Consider the following 17,519-nt stretch of genomic DNA (forward strand, 5'->3'; position numbering starts at 1 on the left):
GCCGCGGGGTCAGACGTACCGCTCCAGGATCGACGACTCCGCGAGCCGGCTGAGGCCCTCGCGGACGGAACGGGCGCGGGCCTCGCCCACGCCGTCCACCGTCTGGAGATCGTCGACGCTGGCCGCCAGCAGCTTCTGCAGCCCGCCGAAGTGGTCGACGAGACGGTCGATGACCGCGCCGGGCAGCCGCGGGACCTTGGCCAGGAGGCGGAAGCCGCGCGGGGAGACCGCGGAGTCCAGGGTCTCGGGGGAGCCGCTGTAGCCGAGGGCGCGCGCCACGATGGGGAGTTCGAGCAGCTCGGTGTGGGAGAGCGCGTCCAGCTCGGCGAGCGCCTCGGAGACCGTACGGGAGCGCTTGGCCGTCGGCTCGGGGACATAGTCCCGGGCGACCAGCTCGCGCTCCGGCTCGACGCCCGCGATCAGCTCGTCCAGCTGGAGGGAGAGCAGCCGGCCGTCCGTGCCGAGCTCGACGACGTACTCGGCGATCTCGGTGGCGATCCGGCGGACCATCTCCAGCCGCTGGGCCACGGCGGAGACGTCGCGGACCGTCACCAGGTCCTCGATCTCCAGGGCCGAGAGCGTGCCGGCGACCTCGTCCAGCCGGAGCTTGTACCGCTCCAGGGTGGCCAGCGCCTGGTTGGCGCGGGAGAGGATCGCGGCCGACTCCTCCAGGACGCGGCGCTCGCCGTCCACGTAGAGGGCGATCAGCCGCATGGACTGGCTGACCGAGACGACCGGGAAGCCGGCCTGGATGGACACCCGCTGCGCCGTGCGGTGGCGGGTGCCGGTCTCCTCGGTGGGGATCGAGGCGTCCGGGACGAGCTGGACGCCGGCCCGCATGATCTTGGTGATGTCCTTGTCGAGGACCAGCGCGCCGTCGAGCTTGCACAGCTCGCGCAGCCGGGTGGCCGTGAACTCCACGTCGAGCACGAAGCCGCCCGTACACATCGACTCGACGGTCTTGTCGAAGCCGAGGACGATGAGGCCGCCGGTGTTGCCGCGGAGAATGCGTTCGAGTCCGTCGCGCAGTGCCGTGCCCGGTGCGACCGCGCTGAGCGAGGCGCGCATCAGACTGTCACCGCCGGAGCTACCGCCGGACCTTCCGGGGGACGACGCCCGGTCGTTGGCTGCCACTGCACTCCTCCGTCGCAAGGTCTGTCGGTGCCGCAGCCCGCCCGGAGTTGCCTTGGCCGCGTACGTACGTCGCGGACGCGATCTGCGGCAGGACTGCGTTGACGGGCGAGACCAGGGCAAAGTCTACCGGCGACGCGCCGTTTACCTAGGGGAGTCCTGCGCGGGCGGCGCGCGGCGGCGCACCGGAGGCAGCCTCCGGCGCTCAGTGGCCGCTCAGCGGGGACCCGGAAGCCTCTTCGGCGGCGGCCTCCTTCCGCGGGGATTCGCGGCGCGGGCGGCGGGGGAGCACGCGCAGCGCCTCACCGACGTCCGCGACCTCCAGGACCCGCATCCCGGCCGGGATCTTGCCCGGATCGGTCGGCACCAGCGCGTGCGTGAAGCCCAGCCGCGCCGCTTCGGAGAGCCGGCGCTGCACACCCGTGACGCGGCGGACCTCGCCAGCGCCGCCTCCGACACACCGCTGCCGAAGAACCTCGTCGCCATCGGCGAGGTCGGCGGCCGGCTCGGAGAGCTTCACGCCGCCGACCGTCGCGCTGTAGATGTCCCGCTTGCCGAGCGCGGAGATCCGGCCGCGCTGCTCCAGTACGGCCAGCATCATCGAGACCCGGGAGGTCTCCAGGCCGGAGGTCGTCCGCCGCGGGGAGGGGATCTGGGAGTCCACCGTGAGCGCCTGGACCTCGGCGACCAGCGGGCGGCGGCCCTCCAGGGTGACGGTCAGGCAGGTGCCCGGCACGGGCTCGTCGCGGCGGGTCAGGAAGAGGCCCGAGGGGTCGGCGAGGCCCGTGATCCCCTCGTCGTGCAGCTCGAAGCAGCCGACCTCGTCCGTCGCGCCGTACCGGTTCTTGACGCCGCGTACGAGGCGGAGGCGGGCGTGCCGGTCGCCCTCGAAGCTGAGCACCACGTCGACGAGGTGCTCCAGGAGACGGGGACCCGCGATGTTCCCGTCCTTGGTGACGTGACCCACCAGGAGGGTGGACATGCCGCGCTCCTTGGACGCGCGGATCAGCGCCCCGGCGACCTCCCGGACCTGGGCCATGCCGCCGGGCGCGCCCTCGATCTCCGGCGAGGCGACGGTCTGGACGGAGTCCAGGATCAGCAGCGAGGGCTTGACCGAGTCCAGGTGGCCGAGGACCGCGGAGAGGTCGGTCTCGGCGGCGAGGTACAGATGGTCGTCGATGGCGCCGATGCGGTCGGCGCGCAGCCGCACCTGGCTCGCGGACTCCTCGCCCGTGACGTACAGCGTGCGGTGGTCGTCGCTCGCGGCCTTCGCCGCGACGTCCAGCAGGAGCGTGGACTTGCCGACGCCGGGCTCACCGGCGAGCAGCACGACGGCGCCGGGGACGAGGCCGCCACCCAGCACGCGGTCCAGCTCGGCCACGCCCGTGGAGCGGGCCGTGGCCTGCCGGCCGTCGACCTGGCCGATCGGCAGCGCGGCGGTCGTGACCCGGCCCGGCGCGGTCGTCCGCACGGCCGGGCTGCCGCCGGCCTCCTCGACCGTGCCCCACGCCTGGCACTCGGGGCAGCGGCCCAGCCACTTCGCGGTGGTCCAGCCGCACTCCGTGCAGCGGTACGACGGGCGGTCCTTCGCCGGGGATTTACGGGTTGCCATGGAAGCCACCGTAGCCGTGGGGTCCGACAACGCGGCCGGGCGGACGCTTTTCCGGGACGCGGGACGGGAGATCGGTTATGGGCGGCCGGGACGGCAGATGCGCGTGTGGGGGACGGGAAGGATCGGACTCCTGTCCCCTTTTGAGGGAGATCGTCACCCGAAAGAATTAAAACCGGCCGAGCGCCCCTGACCGGTCCGTGCCATCTGTCTACCGTCGCCGGGTGATGAGCAGCAGGCCCGGACATCCCACGCACACCACCACCGCACCGCCCCCCGCAGGCCGGGCGGAGCGGGCTCAGCGGTCGGGCCGGGCAGGCCGGACCGCCGGGCCCGACCGCCACGACCCGTCCCCCGAGCGCTACGAGCCCTATATCGACGGGCTGTTCACGTACTGCCTCTCCGTCCTGTGCGAGCACGACGCGGCGACCGAGGTGCTCGGCGAGGTGCTCGCGCTCGCCGAACGGCAGCACGGGCGCCGCCCGTCCGACCCCGGCCTGTACCGCCCCTGGCTGTACGCGCTGGCCCGCTGGGCCTGTCTGCGCCGGCTCGCCGACCCCGGCGCGCCCCAGGGGCCCGCGGTCGCCGAGGAGTCCGACCGGCGGCGCGAACTGTCCGCGCTGGCCTGGCCGGAGGCGGCCGGCGCCACGCCCGAGCAGCGCGAGGCCCTGGAGCTGTCCGTCCGGCACGGGCTGGGCTCCCGGGAGCTGGCAGCCGTACTGGGCATGGAGCCGGTCGCGGCCCGCGCGCTGCTGTCCACCGCCGCCTGCGAGGTCGAGCGCACCCGCGCGGCGCTCCTCGTGGCCGAGGCCGGCCGCTGCCCCGAGGTGGCGCGGCCGGCCGGGGACGGCCGGATGCTGCTGAGCACCGCCCTGCTCCGGGAGCTGGTGCGGCACGTCGACGCCTGCGAGGAGTGCCGCCGTACGGCCGAGCGGGCCACGGCGGGCGGTTCCTGGCCCGGCACGGAGCCGGTGGCGCAGGGGCCGCTCCCGCTGGTCACCGCGCCGCGCGCGGCGGCCCGCGTGGCGATGCGGGCGGCGCTGCGGTCGCGTACGGGGCGGGCGGTGGAGCTTCCGGAGAAGGGGGCGCAGGGGCGCACGAAACGAGCGGGCGGCGTAAACGGTTCTGCACCCCGCTACGACCGCAGCGGATTCCCGCTCGGGCCCAAGGACCGGGCGGCCCGCAACGCCCGGCTGCGCAGCCGGGCGCTCACCACGACCGTGGTGGCCACGGTGCTCGCGGCGCCCGTGCTCGCGCTCTGGGCGGCGTACCGGGGCGCGCCCTTGACCGGCGAGACCGACGGCACGGCCGTCACCGCGGGCGACAGCGAGGGGGACCGGATCGGCGGCCGCCCTTACGAGAAGGCGGGCAGCGCGCAGCTGACGCCCGACCCGCGGTTCCGGCCCGGCGCGCAGACGCCGGACGTCTCGGTCGAGGTGATCGGGACGCGGGGGGAGCGGCAGGGGGAGGCCGTGCCGAGCCCTTCGCGGTCCCGCTCCGGGCCGGGGCGGCTGACCGTGGAGGCGCAGCCGAGCGGTGACCTCACGGTCATCACGCTGACGGCGTCCGGGGGGACGGCGGTGCGGTGGGCCGCGCATACGGGGGCGCCGTGGCTGCAGTTCAGTACGACCGCGGGGGTGCTGCAGCCGGGCGAGACGACTTCGATCAAGGTGTACGTCGACCATGACCGGGAGCCGGCCGGGTACTGGCGGGCGCGGGTCTCCGTCGAGCCGGCGGGCGCGGTGATCACGATCGAGGGCCGCGGCGCGACGCGTCCGGCGCCGGGTGGGCCCCGCCCGACACCGACGACTCCGCCGAACTCGCCGACGCCTACGCCGACGCCGTCGCCTTCCGACCCGTCGCCGTCCGATCCGCCGCCGTCCGACCCGACTCCGTCTCCGACGCCGACGCAGTCCGACCCGCCACCGAGCGACCCGACGCCGTCGCCGTCCCCGTCGGACACGTCCAGCCCGTCGGGCTGAGCCCCGGGGGCGCTGCCCCCGGACCCCCGGTCCTCAATCGCCGGACGGGCTGGGTTTTGCCGGGCTGAGGGCTGGGTCAGTGCTTCGGTACCACCGGCATCGGCAGGAGCACCGGATCCGCCGGGTGCGGGGCCATCGGGCGTTCCGTCGCCAGGCGTTCCGCGCAGAGTTCCGCGAGGTGGTCGTAGGCGTCCTTGCCCATCAGCTCGATGAGCTCGGGGGCGTACGACTCGTACACCGGCCTCGCGCCGTTGTGCGCCGACGTCGCCGACGTGCACCACCAGTTCAGGTCGTGGCCGCCGGGGCCCCAGCCGCGGCGATCGTACTCGCCGATGGTGATCTGGAGCACGCGGGTGTCGTCGGGGCGGTCGATCCAGTCGTACGTGCGGCGGACCGGGAGCTGCCAGCAGACGTCCGGCTTGGTCTCCAGCGGCTCGCGGCCCTCCTGGAGGGCCAGGATGTGGAGGGAGCAGCCGGCGCCGCCCGCGAAGCCGGGGCGGTTCTGGAAGATGCAGGAGCCCTTCCAGCGGCGCGTCTGGCGCTCGCCGTCGTCCTCGTCCTCCTCGACCCAGCCGGTCGTGGTGCCGACGTCGTGGAACTGCCAGATGTCCGGCGTGAGCCGGGCCACGTGCTCGCCGACCCGCTGCTCGTCCTCCTCGTCGGAGAAGTGCGCGCCGAGTGTGCAGCAGCCGTCGTCGGCGCGGCCCGCCTCGATGCCTTGGCAGCCGTTGCCGAAGACACAGGTCCAGCGGGAGGTGAGCCAGGTCAGGTCGCACCGGAAGATCTGCTCGTCGTCGGCCGGGTCCGGGAACGTGACCCAGGCGCGGGCGAAGTCGAGGCCGACCTCGTCGGTCACCTCGTCGGGCGCCGCCCCGCGCGCTTGTTGCTTATCCATCTTTTTGCGGGCCTTTTCCTGCTTCGCCTTTTTCGTCTTCGCCACCTCCCCAGCGTAAAGGCGCGAGGTGACCGCAGTAGCTTTCTGTGTATGAGACTCGGTGTCCTCGATGTGGGTTCGAATACGGTCCACCTGCTGGTGGTGGACGCGCACCCCGGCGCACGCCCGCTGCCCGCCTACTCCCACAAGGCGGAGCTGAAGCTGGCCGAACTCCTCGACGGGGACGGGAACGTCGCAGGTCCGGGCGTCGACCGGCTCGTCGCGACGGTCCGCGAGGCGATGCAGGTCGCGGAGGACAAGGGCGTCGAGGACGTGCTGCCGTTCGCGACCTCCGCGATACGTGAGGCACCCAACGGCGAGGACGTGCTGGCCCGCGTCGCTGAGGAGACCGGCGTCACCCTGCGCGTCCTCTCAGGTGAGGACGAGGCGCGGCTCACCTTCCTCGCGGCCCGCCGCTGGTTCGGCTGGTCCGCCGGGCGGCTGCTGCTCCTGGACATCGGCGGCGGCTCGCTGGAGATCGCGTACGGCCTGGACGAGGACCCGGACGCGGCGGTCTCGCTGCCGCTCGGGGCCGGCCGGCTGACCAACACCGACCTGCCCGGCGACCCGCCGGACCCGGAGGACGTACGGGCGCTGCGCCGCCGCGTGCGGGCCGATGTCGCCCGGGTGGTGAGCGACTTCACACGCTTCGGCAGCCCGGACCACGTGGTGGCCACGTCCAAGACCTTCAAGCAGTTGGCCAGGCTGGCCGGCGCGGCCCGCTCGGCGGAGGGGCTGTACGTGCAGCGCGGGCTGAGCCGGAAGGCGCTGGAGGAGTGGGTGCCGCAGCTGGCCGCGATGACGGCGGAGGAACGCGCCGAGCTGCCCGGCGTCTCCGAAGGGCGCGCCCGCCAGCTGCTGGCCGGGGCGCTGGTCGCGGAGGCGGCGATGGACCTCTTCGGAGTGGACGAGCTGGAGATCTGCCCGTGGGCGCTGCGCGAGGGCGTCATTCTGCGGCGGCTGGACCACCTGCCGAACGGCGAGCCGGAGGACCGGGCGGCCTGAGGATCGGCCCGCGCAGGGCGATCCAGGGGCGCGGGGCATGCCGATATGCGGCTCCGCCGCGTGGGCGCGAGCAACGAAGCTGGTGGTGCGCCCGCCCACGGCGGCCCAGGGGCACCCTCAATGGCGGCCCATTGCCCCGCGCAAGGCGCGGCCCCGTACCCTGTCCCTCGTGACGGAGCCAGTGGTGCGCATCCCGGATGCGAAGGTCGCCCTGTCCACGGCGTCGGTGTATCCGGAGTCGACCGCGACGGCCTTCGAGATCGCCGCGCGCCTGGGGTACGACGGCATCGAGGTCATGGTCTGGACCGATCCGGTCAGCCAGGACATCGAAGCGCTGCGCCGGCTGTCCGACTATCACGGCGTGCCGGTGCTGGCCATCCACGCGCCGTGTCTGCTGATCACGCAGCGTGTGTGGTCCACCGACCCGTGGACCAAGCTCCAGCGCGCCCGCAACGCCGCCGAGAAGCTCGGCGCCTCCACGGTCGTGGTGCATCCGCCGTTCCGGTGGCAGCGCAACTACGCCCGGGACTTCGTGCGCGGCATCTGGCGCATGGAGGGCGAGACGGACGTGAAGTTCGCCGTCGAGAACATGTACCCCTGGCGGTACCGCGACCGCGAGATGCTGGCGTACGCGCCGGACTGGGACCCCACCAAGGACGACTACCGGCACTTCACGGTCGACCTCTCGCACACCTCGACAGCCCGCAGCGATGCGCTGCACATGGTGGATCGGATGGGCGACCGGCTCGCCCACATCCACCTCGCCGACGGCAACGGCTCCAACAAGGACGAGCACCTGGTCCCGGGGCGCGGCAAGCAGCCGTGCGCCGAGCTGCTGGAGCGGCTGGCCGCCACCGGCTACGACGGGCACATCGTCATCGAGGTCAACACCCGCCGCGCGATGTCCGCCGCCGAACGCGAGGCCGACCTCGCCGAGGCCCTCGCCTTCACGCGCCTGCACCTGGCCTCGCCGAACCGGGTGTACGGGTCGTGAGCGCGCCCGGGACGGGCGCCTCCGGGCCCGCCCCGCGCCGGCGCGGCCGCCCCGCGCGTACGGAGTCCGCGGCCGGTCCCGGCGCGCGGGAGCGGATTCTCGCCGCGGCCCGTACGGAATTCGCCGAACGCGGCTACGACAAGGCGTCCATCCGCGGCATCGCGAGAGCGGCGGGGGTCGACCCGGCGCTGGTGCACCACTACTTCGGCACGAAGGAGCAGGTCTTCGGCGCGGCCATCGAGGTCACCTTCGAGCCCGCGCTGCACCTCCCCGACCTGCTGGCGCACGGCGCCGACGGCATCGGCGAGCGGTTCGCGCGGTACTTCCTCGGCATCTGGGAGAACCCCGCGACCCGGGCCCCGCTGATCGCCGTGATCCGCTCCGCGATGACGCACGAGACCGCGGCGAAGGTGCTGCGCGGCTTCGTGCTCCGGCGGATGCTGGAGCGGGTGGCGGCGGAGCTGGCGGTGCCGGAGCCGCGCCTCCGGGCCGAGCTGGCCGCCTCCCAGCTGGTCGGCATCGCGATGCTGCGGTACGTGATCCAGGTCGAGCCGCTGGCCTCGGCCGACCCCGACGACATCGTCCGGATGGTCGCGCCGACGCTGCAGCGGTACCTCGCGGAGGCGTGAGCGGGCGCGTCCGTAGTGCGGGCAGATGTCTCATATTCTGGAGGTGCTGTCCAGATCTTGGATCGGCAGCGTAACCTCGGGATCAGGTGATACGTGGTGCGGAATGTGTCCGCAGCCGCGTGCCGCAGACGAACCCCAAGGGAGTGACCATCGTGCCTGAGCTGAGGTCCCGCACCGTTACCCACGGCCGCAACATGGCGGGCGCCCGTGCCCTTATGCGGGCCTCGGGCGTAGCGAGCGAGGACATCGGCAAGCCGATCATCGCGGTCGCCAACTCCTTCACCGAGTTCGTGCCGGGCCACACCCACCTGCAGCCGGTCGGCCGGATCGTCAGCGAGGCCGTCAAAGCGGCCGGGGCCGTCCCGCGTGAGTTCAACACGATCGCGGTGGACGACGGCATCGCGATGGGCCACGGCGGCATGCTGTACTCGCTGCCGTCCCGCGACCTGATCGCCGACTCGGTCGAGTACATGGTCGAGGCGCACTGCGCGGACGCGCTGATCTGCATCTCCAACTGCGACAAGATCACCCCGGGCATGCTGAACGCCGCCCTGCGGCTCAACATCCCGACGGTCTTCGTCTCCGGCGGCCCGATGGAGTCCGGCCGGGCGACCCTCGTGGACGGCACGGTCCGTACCCTCGACCTGGTCGACGCGATGTCCGAAGCGGTCAACGAGAAGATCTCCGACGCGGACATGCTCCGCATCGAGGAGAACGCCTGCCCGACCTGCGGCTCCTGCTCCGGCATGTTCACCGCCAACTCGATGAACTGCCTGACCGAGGCCATCGGCCTCTCGCTGCCCGGCAACGGCTCGACGCTGGCCACCCACACGGCCCGTAAGGCGCTGTACGAGAACGCCGGCCGTACGGTCGTGGAGATCGCCAAGCGGTACTACGAGGGCGGCGACGAGTCGGTCCTGCCGCGCAACATCGCCACGTTCGACGCCTTCGAGAACGCCATGGCCCTCGACATCGCCATGGGCGGCTCGACCAACACGATCCTGCACCTGCTCGCCGCCGCCCAGGAGGCGGAGGTCCCCTTCGGCCTGGAGGCGATCGACGCCGTCTCGCGCCGCGTCCCGTGCCTGGCCAAGGTCGCACCGAACGTGGCGAAGGACCGCACGTACTACATGGAGGACGTGCACCGCGCCGGCGGCATCCCCGCCCTCCTCGGCGAGCTGCACCGCGCCGGGCTGCTCAACGAGGACGTGCACTCCGTGCACAGCCCGTCCCTCGCCGACTGGCTCAAGACGTGGGACGTGCGTGGCGGTTCGCCGTCCGCCGAGGCCGTCGAGCTGTGGCACGCGGCCCCCGGCTGCGTCCGCTCCGCCGAGGCGTTCTCCCAGTCCGAGCGCTGGGCGGCGCTGGACGAGGACGCCGAGGGCGGCTGCATCCGCTCGGTCGAGCACGCGTACTCCAAGGACGGCGGGCTCGCGGTCCTCAAGGGCAACCTGGCGGTCGACGGCTGCGTCGTGAAGACCGCGGGCGTCGACGAGTCCATCTGGACGTTCGAGGGCCCGGCCGTGGTCTGCGAGTCCCAGGAAGAGGCCGTCCAGAAGATCCTGATGAAGCAGGTCAAGGAGGGCGACGTCGTCGTCATCCGCTACGAGGGCCCCAAGGGCGGCCCCGGCATGCAGGAGATGCTCTACCCGACCTCGTACCTCAAGGGCCGGGGCCTGGGGAAGACCTGCGCGCTGATCACCGACGGCCGCTTCTCCGGCGGTACGTCCGGCCTCTCCATCGGCCATGCCTCGCCCGAGGCGGCCGGCGGCGGCACCATCGCGCTGGTCGAGGACGGCGACCGGATCCGGATCGACATCCCGGGCCGGTCGATCGAGCTGCTGGTCGGTGACGAGGAGCTGGCCGCCCGCCGCGAGGCGCTGGGCGGTGTGTACGCGCCGAAGAACCGCGAGCGCAAGGTCTCGCAGGCGCTGCGCGCATACGCGGCGATGGCCACCAGCGCCGACAAGGGCGCGGTCCGGGACGTCAGCAAGCTCGGCTGACCGCCGCTTCCGCACAACCGCCGAGGACCCCGGCCCGCTGTCAGCGGCCGGGGTCCTTCGCGTACGTACGCACCGTCCTCCGCTACCAGCGGCCCGGGTCCGCCGCGTCCACCCCGAAGACCGTGCCGTCCGGGCCCGATCCGAAGATCCGCTGCGTGCCCGGGGCGACCACCGGCGCCGGCACCGTCTCCAGGAAACCGCCGCGCCCCGTGGCCAGCCGCGGCTGCGTCTGCCCGAGCATCGCCCCGCGCCGGGCGTCCACCGCCAGCAGCCGCCCGTCGGCCGCGCTGAAGTACAGCCGGTCCCCGTCCACCACCGGCTGCGAGCCGCGGCTGACCGAGGTCTCGACCTGCCACGTCCGCGCGCCGACGGCCTGCAGCGTGCCCCCGTAGGCGAGCAGGTAGACCGTGTCGTCCCGGACCGCGGTGAGCGCGTCGTCCAGCGGCGCCGGCAGCCGGTACGTCCGCACCGCGCGGCTGCCGGGGTTGTACCGGACGACCGCTTCGGTACGGGAGTCCAGCGCCGCCGAGGTCAGGAAGAGCGCGCCGCCGCTGCCGGTACCGGCCGGGGTGAGCGTCCCGGGCAGCCGCTTCTCCCACCGGACCGTGCCGTGCGCGAGGCCGACCGCGGTGACGAGGGTGCGGCCGTCGTCCTGCGCGGTGGCCGTGTACGCGGTGCCGGTGGCCGCTCCGTACGCGTGGAAGCGGGGCAGCGCGTGCCCCGCGTAGGAGCGGCGCCACCGCTGCTCGTGGGTCCGGCTGTCCAGCGCGGTCACGGTGCCGTCCGCCGCCGTGAGCAGCACCGCGTCGCCCACGACGGCGACCTGCCCGTTGTACGCGGAGACGTCCTTGCTCCAGCGCCGGGCGCCCTTGCCGTCCGCCGCCGGATCGAAGGCGTCCAGCCGCCGGCCGTCGGGGGACAGGGCGTACAGCAGGCCGCCGGAGAGCGTGGGCGCGGCAGGCGGCAGATCGGTGTCGGCGGCGGGCCCTGCGGGCAGCCGCCACTTCACGGCCCCGTGCTCCGCGTCCAGGCGCGCGGCCCGTACGCCGCGCTGAGCACAGAAGAGGGCGGGAGCCGACGCCGCGGTCTTCGGGGCGAGGGAGCAGAACGGCATCTCGGCGGGGTGGTCGGCGGAACGTTCGAGCAGGGCGGTGCGCCAGGGGTGGAAGGGCTCCGCCGTACTGCGGGGCTGCTGCCGCGGGCCCTCCTCCGGGAGCAGCGCCCGTACGCCCAGGAAGCCGCCCCCGCCGACGACGACCGCCGCGACCGCCGCCCAGACCGGCCAGCGGCGCGGACGGCGGGACGCGGGGGCCTTCGCCGGCGCCGCGGGCGCCGGCGGCCCGGCCGGTACGTGAGCCCGCACATGAGTGGGCATGGCCTCGACGGGCCCGTGCTGGTGCGGTACGCGCGGCGCGGGCGCGTCCCAGGTCCGCGGTTCGGGCGGGTCGAGGGTCGAGTCGGGCTCCAGGAGCGACTCCGGGCCCACGGACGGGTCCGTCGCGGGGGCGGCACCCATGGCGGGGGCCGCGAGCGCGGCCGCCGCCGGCGCGTACAGCGGCTCCAGATGCAGCTCCGTCGGGAGGTCGACGCGGAGCCGGGCCATCAGCTGGCTCGGCGTCGGGCGGTCCGCCGGGTCCTTCGCCAGGCAGCTGCGCAGCAGCGGAGCCAGCTCCTCCGGCACGCCCGCGAGATCGGCCTCGTCGTGGACGACCTGGTAAGCGACGAGGTAAGGGCTCTCCGAATCGAAAGGCCCGCTGCCGGTCGCGGCGTGCACCAGTACCGAACCCAGCGCGAACACATCCGCCGCCGGGCCGACTTCCCGCGGCCGCTGGAACTGTTCGGGTGCCATGAAAGGCGGCGTCCCGATCAATTTGCCGGTTTCCGTCCGCATTTCGCTGTCGGACGGTCGCGAAATGCCGAAATCGATGACTTTCGGGCCGTCCGCAGCCAGCAGGACATTGCTCGGCTTCAGATCGCGGTGCACCACGCCGGCGCGGTGGATGTCGCGCAGCGCTTCCGCCAGTCCGGCGCCCAGTTTCCGTACCTCGTCCGGCGGCAGCGGGCCATTCCGTTTCACATGCGCGGAAAGGGTGGGCCCGGGAATGTAGAGCGTCGCCATCCAGGGCCGCTCACTGTCGGGATCGGCGTCCACGACCGGCGCCGTGAAAGCCCCGCTCACCCGCCGCGCGGCCGCCACCTCCTGCCGGAACCGGCCCCGGAACTCGGGGTCCTGGGCGAATTCCGCGTGTACGACCTTCACCGCGAGCCGCAGCCCGGACGCCGAACGCGCCAGGTGCACCACGCCCATACCGCCCGAACCGAGCGGCATTTCCAGCCGGTAGTTCCCTGCGTACTCCGGATGTTCCGCTTCCGGTCCGGCGCCGGAACTCCGCAGCGGCGGCATCTCCCCACCCCCGTGTATTCGGCCGCGCAATCGGCCGCAGATGCGACGTTCGGAGCCTAGTGGATGCCCGGCGGACGCCGGTTACGGCCCGGGTGCGGCTTGCTAGCCTGAACCCCGTTCGAGCCGCCGCGCGGATCGAAGGGCGAGGCCGAAAACAGCCCCTGCCACCGGACGCGGGCATTCACACGACATTTCACGGGGGAGTCGCCATGAGCACACAGGAGAACACCGCCGACAGCACGGCCGAAGCGGCCGGCACCGTCGCGGCCTACCGCAGCTATCCCGTCGCGCCGGGCTACCGCCTCAACGTCCGCAGCGGCCCGAGCACCAGCGCCGCGGTCGTCCGCACCCTCCCGGCCGGCTCCTCGGTGCCCATCCGCTGCCAGCGCCACGGCGAGTGGATCAGCGGCCCGTACGGCACCAGCAACATCTGGGACTGCATCGGCAGCGGCGAGTACGTCTCGGACACGTACGTGCAGACCGGGAGCGACGGCTTCGTCGCCCGGCCCTGCGGGAGCTGACCGGAGAGCACCGCGCGCAGGCCGAAGGGGATAATCGAGGCATGAGCGACGAGCACAAGCGCCCGGCCGACGAGCCGGCCGGCCCCGAGCCGGTCGCCATCCGGTTCTTCGGCACGACCTGGGTCCACCACGACGGCGGCTATGCGCTGCGCCGCGCGGGCGTGGCACTCGGCGCCCTCGTGCTCGCCGCGCTCGGCGCCTTCGTACTGCGCTTCGCCTTCGAGGGCCTGGCCGTCGCCGAGGTCGGCTCGCTGGTGAACGTCCTGATCGTGGTCTGCTTCGCGGTGTGCAGCGCCCTCGCCTTCCGCCGCACGTGGGAGGGGTTCGTCCGGCGCCGCGAACCGGCCGCCGACCGCGCAGCCGAAAAGGCCGAGAAGTCCGCGCAGAGCCTGATGATGATCGGTTTCATCGGCTCGCTGCTGGCCTACTTCTGCCGCGCGCTCATCGAGGCGCCCGGCGAGAAGCTGCACCGCGCGGAGTACGAAGCGGCCCGCGAGCGCCACGCCCGGCGGCGCACCGCCCGTACGGGCAACCCCGCGGCCCGTAAACAGGGCGCGAAGGGCGGGGCCAAGGGCAAGAAGCGCCGCTAGGCGCTTCAGTACGTCCGGCCCGGCTTCCCCTCCCCGTACAGCCAGGCGTCGAACAGCGCCGTCAGGTCCTTGTGCGCGTGCTGCTCGCAGAAGGCGATGAACTCCTTCGTCCCGGCATTGCCGTGCCGGTGCGCGGCGGCCCACTCCTTCAGGATGCGGAAGAACGTCCGGTCGCCGACCGCGTTCCGCAGCTGCTGGAGGACCATCGCGCCGCGCTCGTACACCGGCGTGGCCATCACGTTCTCCGCCTTGCCCGGACGGCCGGGCGGGAAGGCCCACAGCGGGTCGCCCGCGGGCAGCCGGTAGAGCGCGTCGAACTGCTGCTGCGGCCCCCTGCCCCCGTGGCGCTCGGCCCACAGCCACTCCGTGTACGTCGCGAAGCCCTCGTTGAGCCAGATGTCCTGCCAGGTCTCCGGCGTCACCGAGTTGCCGAACCACTGGTGCGCCATCTCGTGCACCACGGTCACCTCGTCGGGGGCCCCGGAGTAGATCGGCTTGGTCTGCGTCTCCAGCGCGTACTCGATGTCCCGGGGCGGGTGGTCGACGATGGCCCCGGCGGAGGAGAAGGGGTAAGGACCGAAGAGCTTGCTCTCCCAGCTCACGATCTCCGACAGGCGCGCGAGCGGCCCGGCGCTGCGCTCCGCCTCCTTGGGGTCCACGGCCACGTACAGCGGCAGGCCCTGCTTCGTACGGCCGGTCTGCACGCGGAACTTCCCGATCGTGGCGGTGGCGAGATAGGACGCCATCGGCTCCTCGCTGTGCCAGCGGAAGGTCCGCGTCCCGTCCTTCGCCTCCGGACGCTCCTTCAACTCGCCGTTGGCGACGGCGGTGTAGCCCTTGGGGACGGTGACCGTGATGTCGTACGCGGCCTTGTCGCTCGGGTGGTGATTGCCGGGGAACCAGGTCTGCGACCCGGCCGGCTCGCCCACGACGAACGCCCCGTCCGCCGTGCGGACCCAGCCCTCCTTCGACCCGTCGGGGTCGGCGAAGTCCGTCGGGTGCCCCTCGTACGCGATCGCCGTGCGGAAGGTACTCCCCTTCGGCAGCGCGCTCGCCGGCCGGACCCGCAGCTTGTCGCCCCGGCGGGAGAACTCCGCCCGCTCGCCGTTCACCTGAACGCGCGTCACCTTCAGGCCGTGCAGGTCGAGGGAGAAGGAGGCCAGGCGCTGTCGTGCCGTCGCGGTGAGGCGGGCGGTGGCGTCGAGGCTGCCGTGCCGGACGTCGTAGTCCAGCCCGAGCGCGTAATGGCGTACGTCGTAGCCGCCGTTGCCGAGCGCGGGGAAGAGCGGGTCGCCGAGCGTGTCCCGGCCGTCCACGGCCGAGGTGCCGGCGGGACCGGCCGCGAGGTCGTGGGTGCAGGCGGAGAGCAGAAGGGCCACGGACAGGGCGGCGGTCGCGCCGCAGGCGCGCAGGGGCCGGCGTTTCACGGGGAGTCCTGGGGGGTGTGGGGGACAGGAGAGTTGCGCTGACCTTATGAGGTCGTACGGATTCCTGTATCCCCCTGGTGACGGGAATGCGTTCCGCCACCAGGGGGACGTCCCAGGACGAGGGTCCTGCTTGCTTCAGTGGTGGCGGATCAGGAGACGGCCCCGCGCACCGGCATGTGATCGATGCTCACACCGGCCGGCTCGGTGAGCTCCCGGCGCCGCTGCTCGGCCCAGCCCAGGAGCGCCGCCTCGCAGGCGTGGTCGAGGTGGCGCAGGCCCGAGAGGTCCAGCTGGATCTCGCGGTCGGCGGGCAGCGCCTCCAACTGGTCGAGGAGGCGCGGCAGCCGCAGGAAGGTGGCGTTGCCGACGGCGCGTACGCGGACCGGTCCGGCCGCCTTGGCGGTCGCGGGCTCGGCCTCGTCGAGAGTGGCGGTCGCCGCGGAGCCGGAGCCGTGCACCGACTTGGCCACCACGAGGCTGTGGGCGTGGCTGCCGGTACCACCGTCGATGCCGTCGCCGGACACCTCCAGGTGCACGTGCGAGGTCTCCCAGGCGGTCTTCGCGACCGCCATGAGCAGACCGATCAGCACGCCCTCGAACATGTTGGTGACCACGATGGCGATGGCGGTCGTCGCGAGCACGATGGCCTCGCCACGGTGGTCGCGCCACAGCGGACGGATGTCCTTCAGCGGCATCAGCTTCCAGCCCGCGTGCACCAGGACACCGGCCAGCGCCGCCACCGGGATGACGCCCAGCGCGGCCGGGAAGGCCGCGGCGAACACCAGCAGCCAGACGCCGTGCAGGACGCGGGAGAGCTTGGTCTTCGCGCCGGCCGACACATTGGCGGAGCTCCGCACGATGACCGCGGTCATCGGCAGCGCGCCGAGCACGCCGCAGACGGTGTTGCCCGCGCCCTGGGCCATCAGTTCCTTGTCGTAGTCCGTCTTCGGCCCGTCGTGCAGCCGGTCCACGGCCGCCGCGCTGAAGAGCGACTCGGCGGACGCGATGAGGGTGAAGGCGAGCACCGTGCCGATGACGCCGAACTCCGCGACGCGCGCGAAGTCGTCGGCGCCCGGCGGCTGGATGGCGCCCAGCAGGCCCTGTACCTCGACGCGGGCGACCGGCAGGTCGAACGCGAAGACCGCGAGCGTGGCGAGGGCCACCGCGGCGAGCGGCGCGGGCAGCACCTTCGCGCCCTTCTTCCAGCGCGGCCACAGGACGAGGACGGCGATCGTGCCGACGCCGATCCCGAACGCGGCCAGGGCCGAGTTCGAGCCGACCGTGTCGATGAAGAGGTTGGGCAGCCCGCCCAGGTTGGCGAGGCCGCTGCCGGGCGCCTTCGCGTCCGCGAGGGCGTACACCTGGCCGGCGATCAGCACGAGGCCGATGCCGGCGAGCATGCCCTGCACCACCGCGACCGAGATCGCCCGGAACCACCGGCCGAGCTTGAGCGCGCCCATGAGCAGCTGGAGCAGGCCGGCAACGAGGACGATGATGCCGAGCGAGCCGACGCCGTACTCCTTCACCGCCTCGTAGACGAGCACGGTCAGGCCCGCGGCCGGGCCGCTGACCTGGAGGCTGCTGCCGGGCAGGAGGCCGGTGAGCAGGCCGCCCACGATGCCGGTGACCAGGCCGAGCTCGGCGGGTACACCGGAGGCCACGGCGACGCCGACGCAGAGCGGTACGGCGACGAGGAAGACGACGAGCGAGGCGGTGAAGTCCGCGCGGAAGGTGCCGCGCGGGGACCCGGCGGAGCCCGGCGGCCCGGCGGTGCCCGGAGGACCGAGACGGGAGTTGAAGATCCGTTCGACGAAATTGCGCATGAGGATGCCTCCAGCTGGTACCTGCCGGCAGTGCGTGCTGCAGGCAGGAGCTGTTGCGGATGGATGACTGGATCCGTACGAGCGGGCGTGGATACGCCAGGTCAGCGGCCATTGCCGGGACCGGTCAGAAGCCGGTTCCGGTCAGCCGTTCTGTGGTGACCTGTGGCGACGTACGCCCGTGCGGTGCGCGGGCCAGGGGGGAAGCCCGTTCTGACATCCCTCAGCAGCGGAAAACACAGAGAGTGAGGGGTATTTGACCGGTTCTCTGCAGTGATTTGGCGTGCGCGCGGGTGAGCGGGACGGCCGGCTCGTGTTCGTCCGCCGGTACGGTGCGGCAGCACACGCACAGATCACGCGGGTCGAAGGGAGTGGGCGGCCCGGCGGAAACGCGGGCGGCCCGCCGCAGGTGAGCGGTCTCGGGGCCGACCTCGCCCTGGCTCCCGCTCTTCATGGCGGTGTGCTTGGGC

The 17,519-nt window shown here is 73.1% G+C and carries 13 protein-coding genes; 7 read left to right on the top strand and 6 right to left on the bottom strand.

Features of this window, described 5'->3' with window-relative positions; all coding sequences use genetic code 11:
* Positions 1-9 precede the first annotated feature (9 nt).
* Together disA and radA are read right to left on the bottom strand one after the other, a co-directional pair.
* Entirely contained in the window at positions 10-1,134 is a 1,125-nt protein-coding gene (gene disA / locus CCS38_RS21330; RefSeq protein ID WP_030260480.1) for a DNA integrity scanning diadenylate cyclase DisA, read from the bottom strand.
* A 202-nt stretch (positions 1,135-1,336) separates the two neighbouring features.
* Positions 1,337-2,743 (bottom strand): DNA repair protein RadA, encoded by a 1,407-nt coding sequence (gene radA / locus CCS38_RS21335; protein WP_223734912.1) that lies wholly within the window; start codon positions 2,741-2,743, stop codon positions 1,337-1,339.
* 224 nt (positions 2,744-2,967) lie between these two features.
* Between radA and CCS38_RS21340 the strand changes: the two genes are divergently transcribed.
* Entirely contained in the window at positions 2,968-4,722 is a 1,755-nt protein-coding gene (locus CCS38_RS21340; RefSeq protein WP_223734913.1) for an RNA polymerase sigma factor, read from the top strand.
* A 76-nt stretch (positions 4,723-4,798) separates the two neighbouring features.
* On the opposite strand, the gene CCS38_RS21345 is transcribed toward CCS38_RS21340, so the two are convergent.
* Entirely contained in the window at positions 4,799-5,662 is an 864-nt protein-coding gene (locus tag CCS38_RS21345; protein ID WP_223734914.1) for a DUF3109 family protein, read from the bottom strand.
* 45 nt (positions 5,663-5,707) lie between these two features.
* On the opposite strand from CCS38_RS21345, the gene CCS38_RS21350 reads away from it, so the two are divergent.
* The 4 genes from CCS38_RS21350 (at position 5,708) to ilvD (ending at position 10,287) form a co-directional block, all read left to right on the top strand.
* On the top strand, positions 5,708-6,661 hold the full coding sequence (locus CCS38_RS21350) for a Ppx/GppA family phosphatase (RefSeq protein WP_223734915.1): 954 nt from the start codon (positions 5,708-5,710) through the stop codon (positions 6,659-6,661).
* Positions 6,662-6,830: 169 nt separating this feature from the next.
* Positions 6,831-7,655: a sugar phosphate isomerase/epimerase family protein gene (locus tag CCS38_RS21355; protein ID WP_211266484.1), complete on the top strand. Its 825-nt coding sequence runs from the start codon at positions 6,831-6,833 to the stop codon at positions 7,653-7,655.
* Entirely contained in the window at positions 7,652-8,284 is a 633-nt protein-coding gene (locus CCS38_RS21360) for a TetR/AcrR family transcriptional regulator (protein WP_223734916.1), read from the top strand. The genes CCS38_RS21355 and CCS38_RS21360 overlap by 4 nt, the downstream gene beginning before the upstream one ends.
* A 152-nt stretch (positions 8,285-8,436) precedes the next feature.
* Positions 8,437-10,287, top strand: coding sequence for a dihydroxy-acid dehydratase (gene ilvD / locus CCS38_RS21365; RefSeq protein WP_223734917.1), 1,851 nt, complete (start codon positions 8,437-8,439; stop codon positions 10,285-10,287).
* An 82-nt stretch (positions 10,288-10,369) separates the two neighbouring features.
* Here ilvD and CCS38_RS21370 read toward each other — a convergent pair whose 3' ends face one another.
* Positions 10,370-12,691 carry a serine/threonine-protein kinase gene (locus CCS38_RS21370; protein ID WP_223734918.1) on the bottom strand — a complete coding sequence of 774 codons (2,322 nt, stop codon included), beginning with the start codon at positions 12,689-12,691 and terminating at the stop codon, positions 10,370-10,372.
* A gap of 209 nt (positions 12,692-12,900) precedes the next feature.
* Here CCS38_RS21370 and CCS38_RS21375 point away from each other — a divergent pair, with 209 nt between their 5' ends.
* A complete protein-coding gene (locus CCS38_RS21375) occupies positions 12,901-13,212 on the top strand; it encodes an SH3 domain-containing protein (RefSeq protein ID WP_223734919.1) in 312 nt (103 codons plus the stop codon).
* 41 nt (positions 13,213-13,253) lie between these two features.
* Positions 13,254-13,802 carry a hypothetical protein gene (locus tag CCS38_RS21380; protein WP_223734920.1) on the top strand — a complete coding sequence of 183 codons (549 nt, stop codon included), beginning with the start codon at positions 13,254-13,256 and terminating at the stop codon, positions 13,800-13,802.
* Between the two features lie 5 nt (positions 13,803-13,807).
* Here the strand turns inward: CCS38_RS21380 and CCS38_RS21385 are convergent, their stop codons facing one another.
* Together CCS38_RS21385 and CCS38_RS21390 are read right to left on the bottom strand one after the other, a co-directional pair.
* Complete coding sequence (locus CCS38_RS21385) at positions 13,808-15,229, bottom strand: M1 family metallopeptidase (RefSeq protein WP_223734921.1); 1,422 nt, start codon at positions 15,227-15,229, stop codon at positions 13,808-13,810.
* A 149-nt stretch (positions 15,230-15,378) separates the two neighbouring features.
* Positions 15,379-17,052: a SulP family inorganic anion transporter gene (locus CCS38_RS21390; RefSeq protein ID WP_223734922.1), complete on the bottom strand. Its 1,674-nt coding sequence runs from the start codon at positions 17,050-17,052 to the stop codon at positions 15,379-15,381.
* Positions 17,053-17,519 lie beyond the last annotated feature (467 nt).

The sequence above is a fragment of the Streptomyces purpurogeneiscleroticus genome (genome assembly GCF_020024005.1).
GTDB lineage: Bacteria > Actinomycetota > Actinomycetes > Streptomycetales > Streptomycetaceae > Streptomyces > Streptomyces purpurogeneiscleroticus.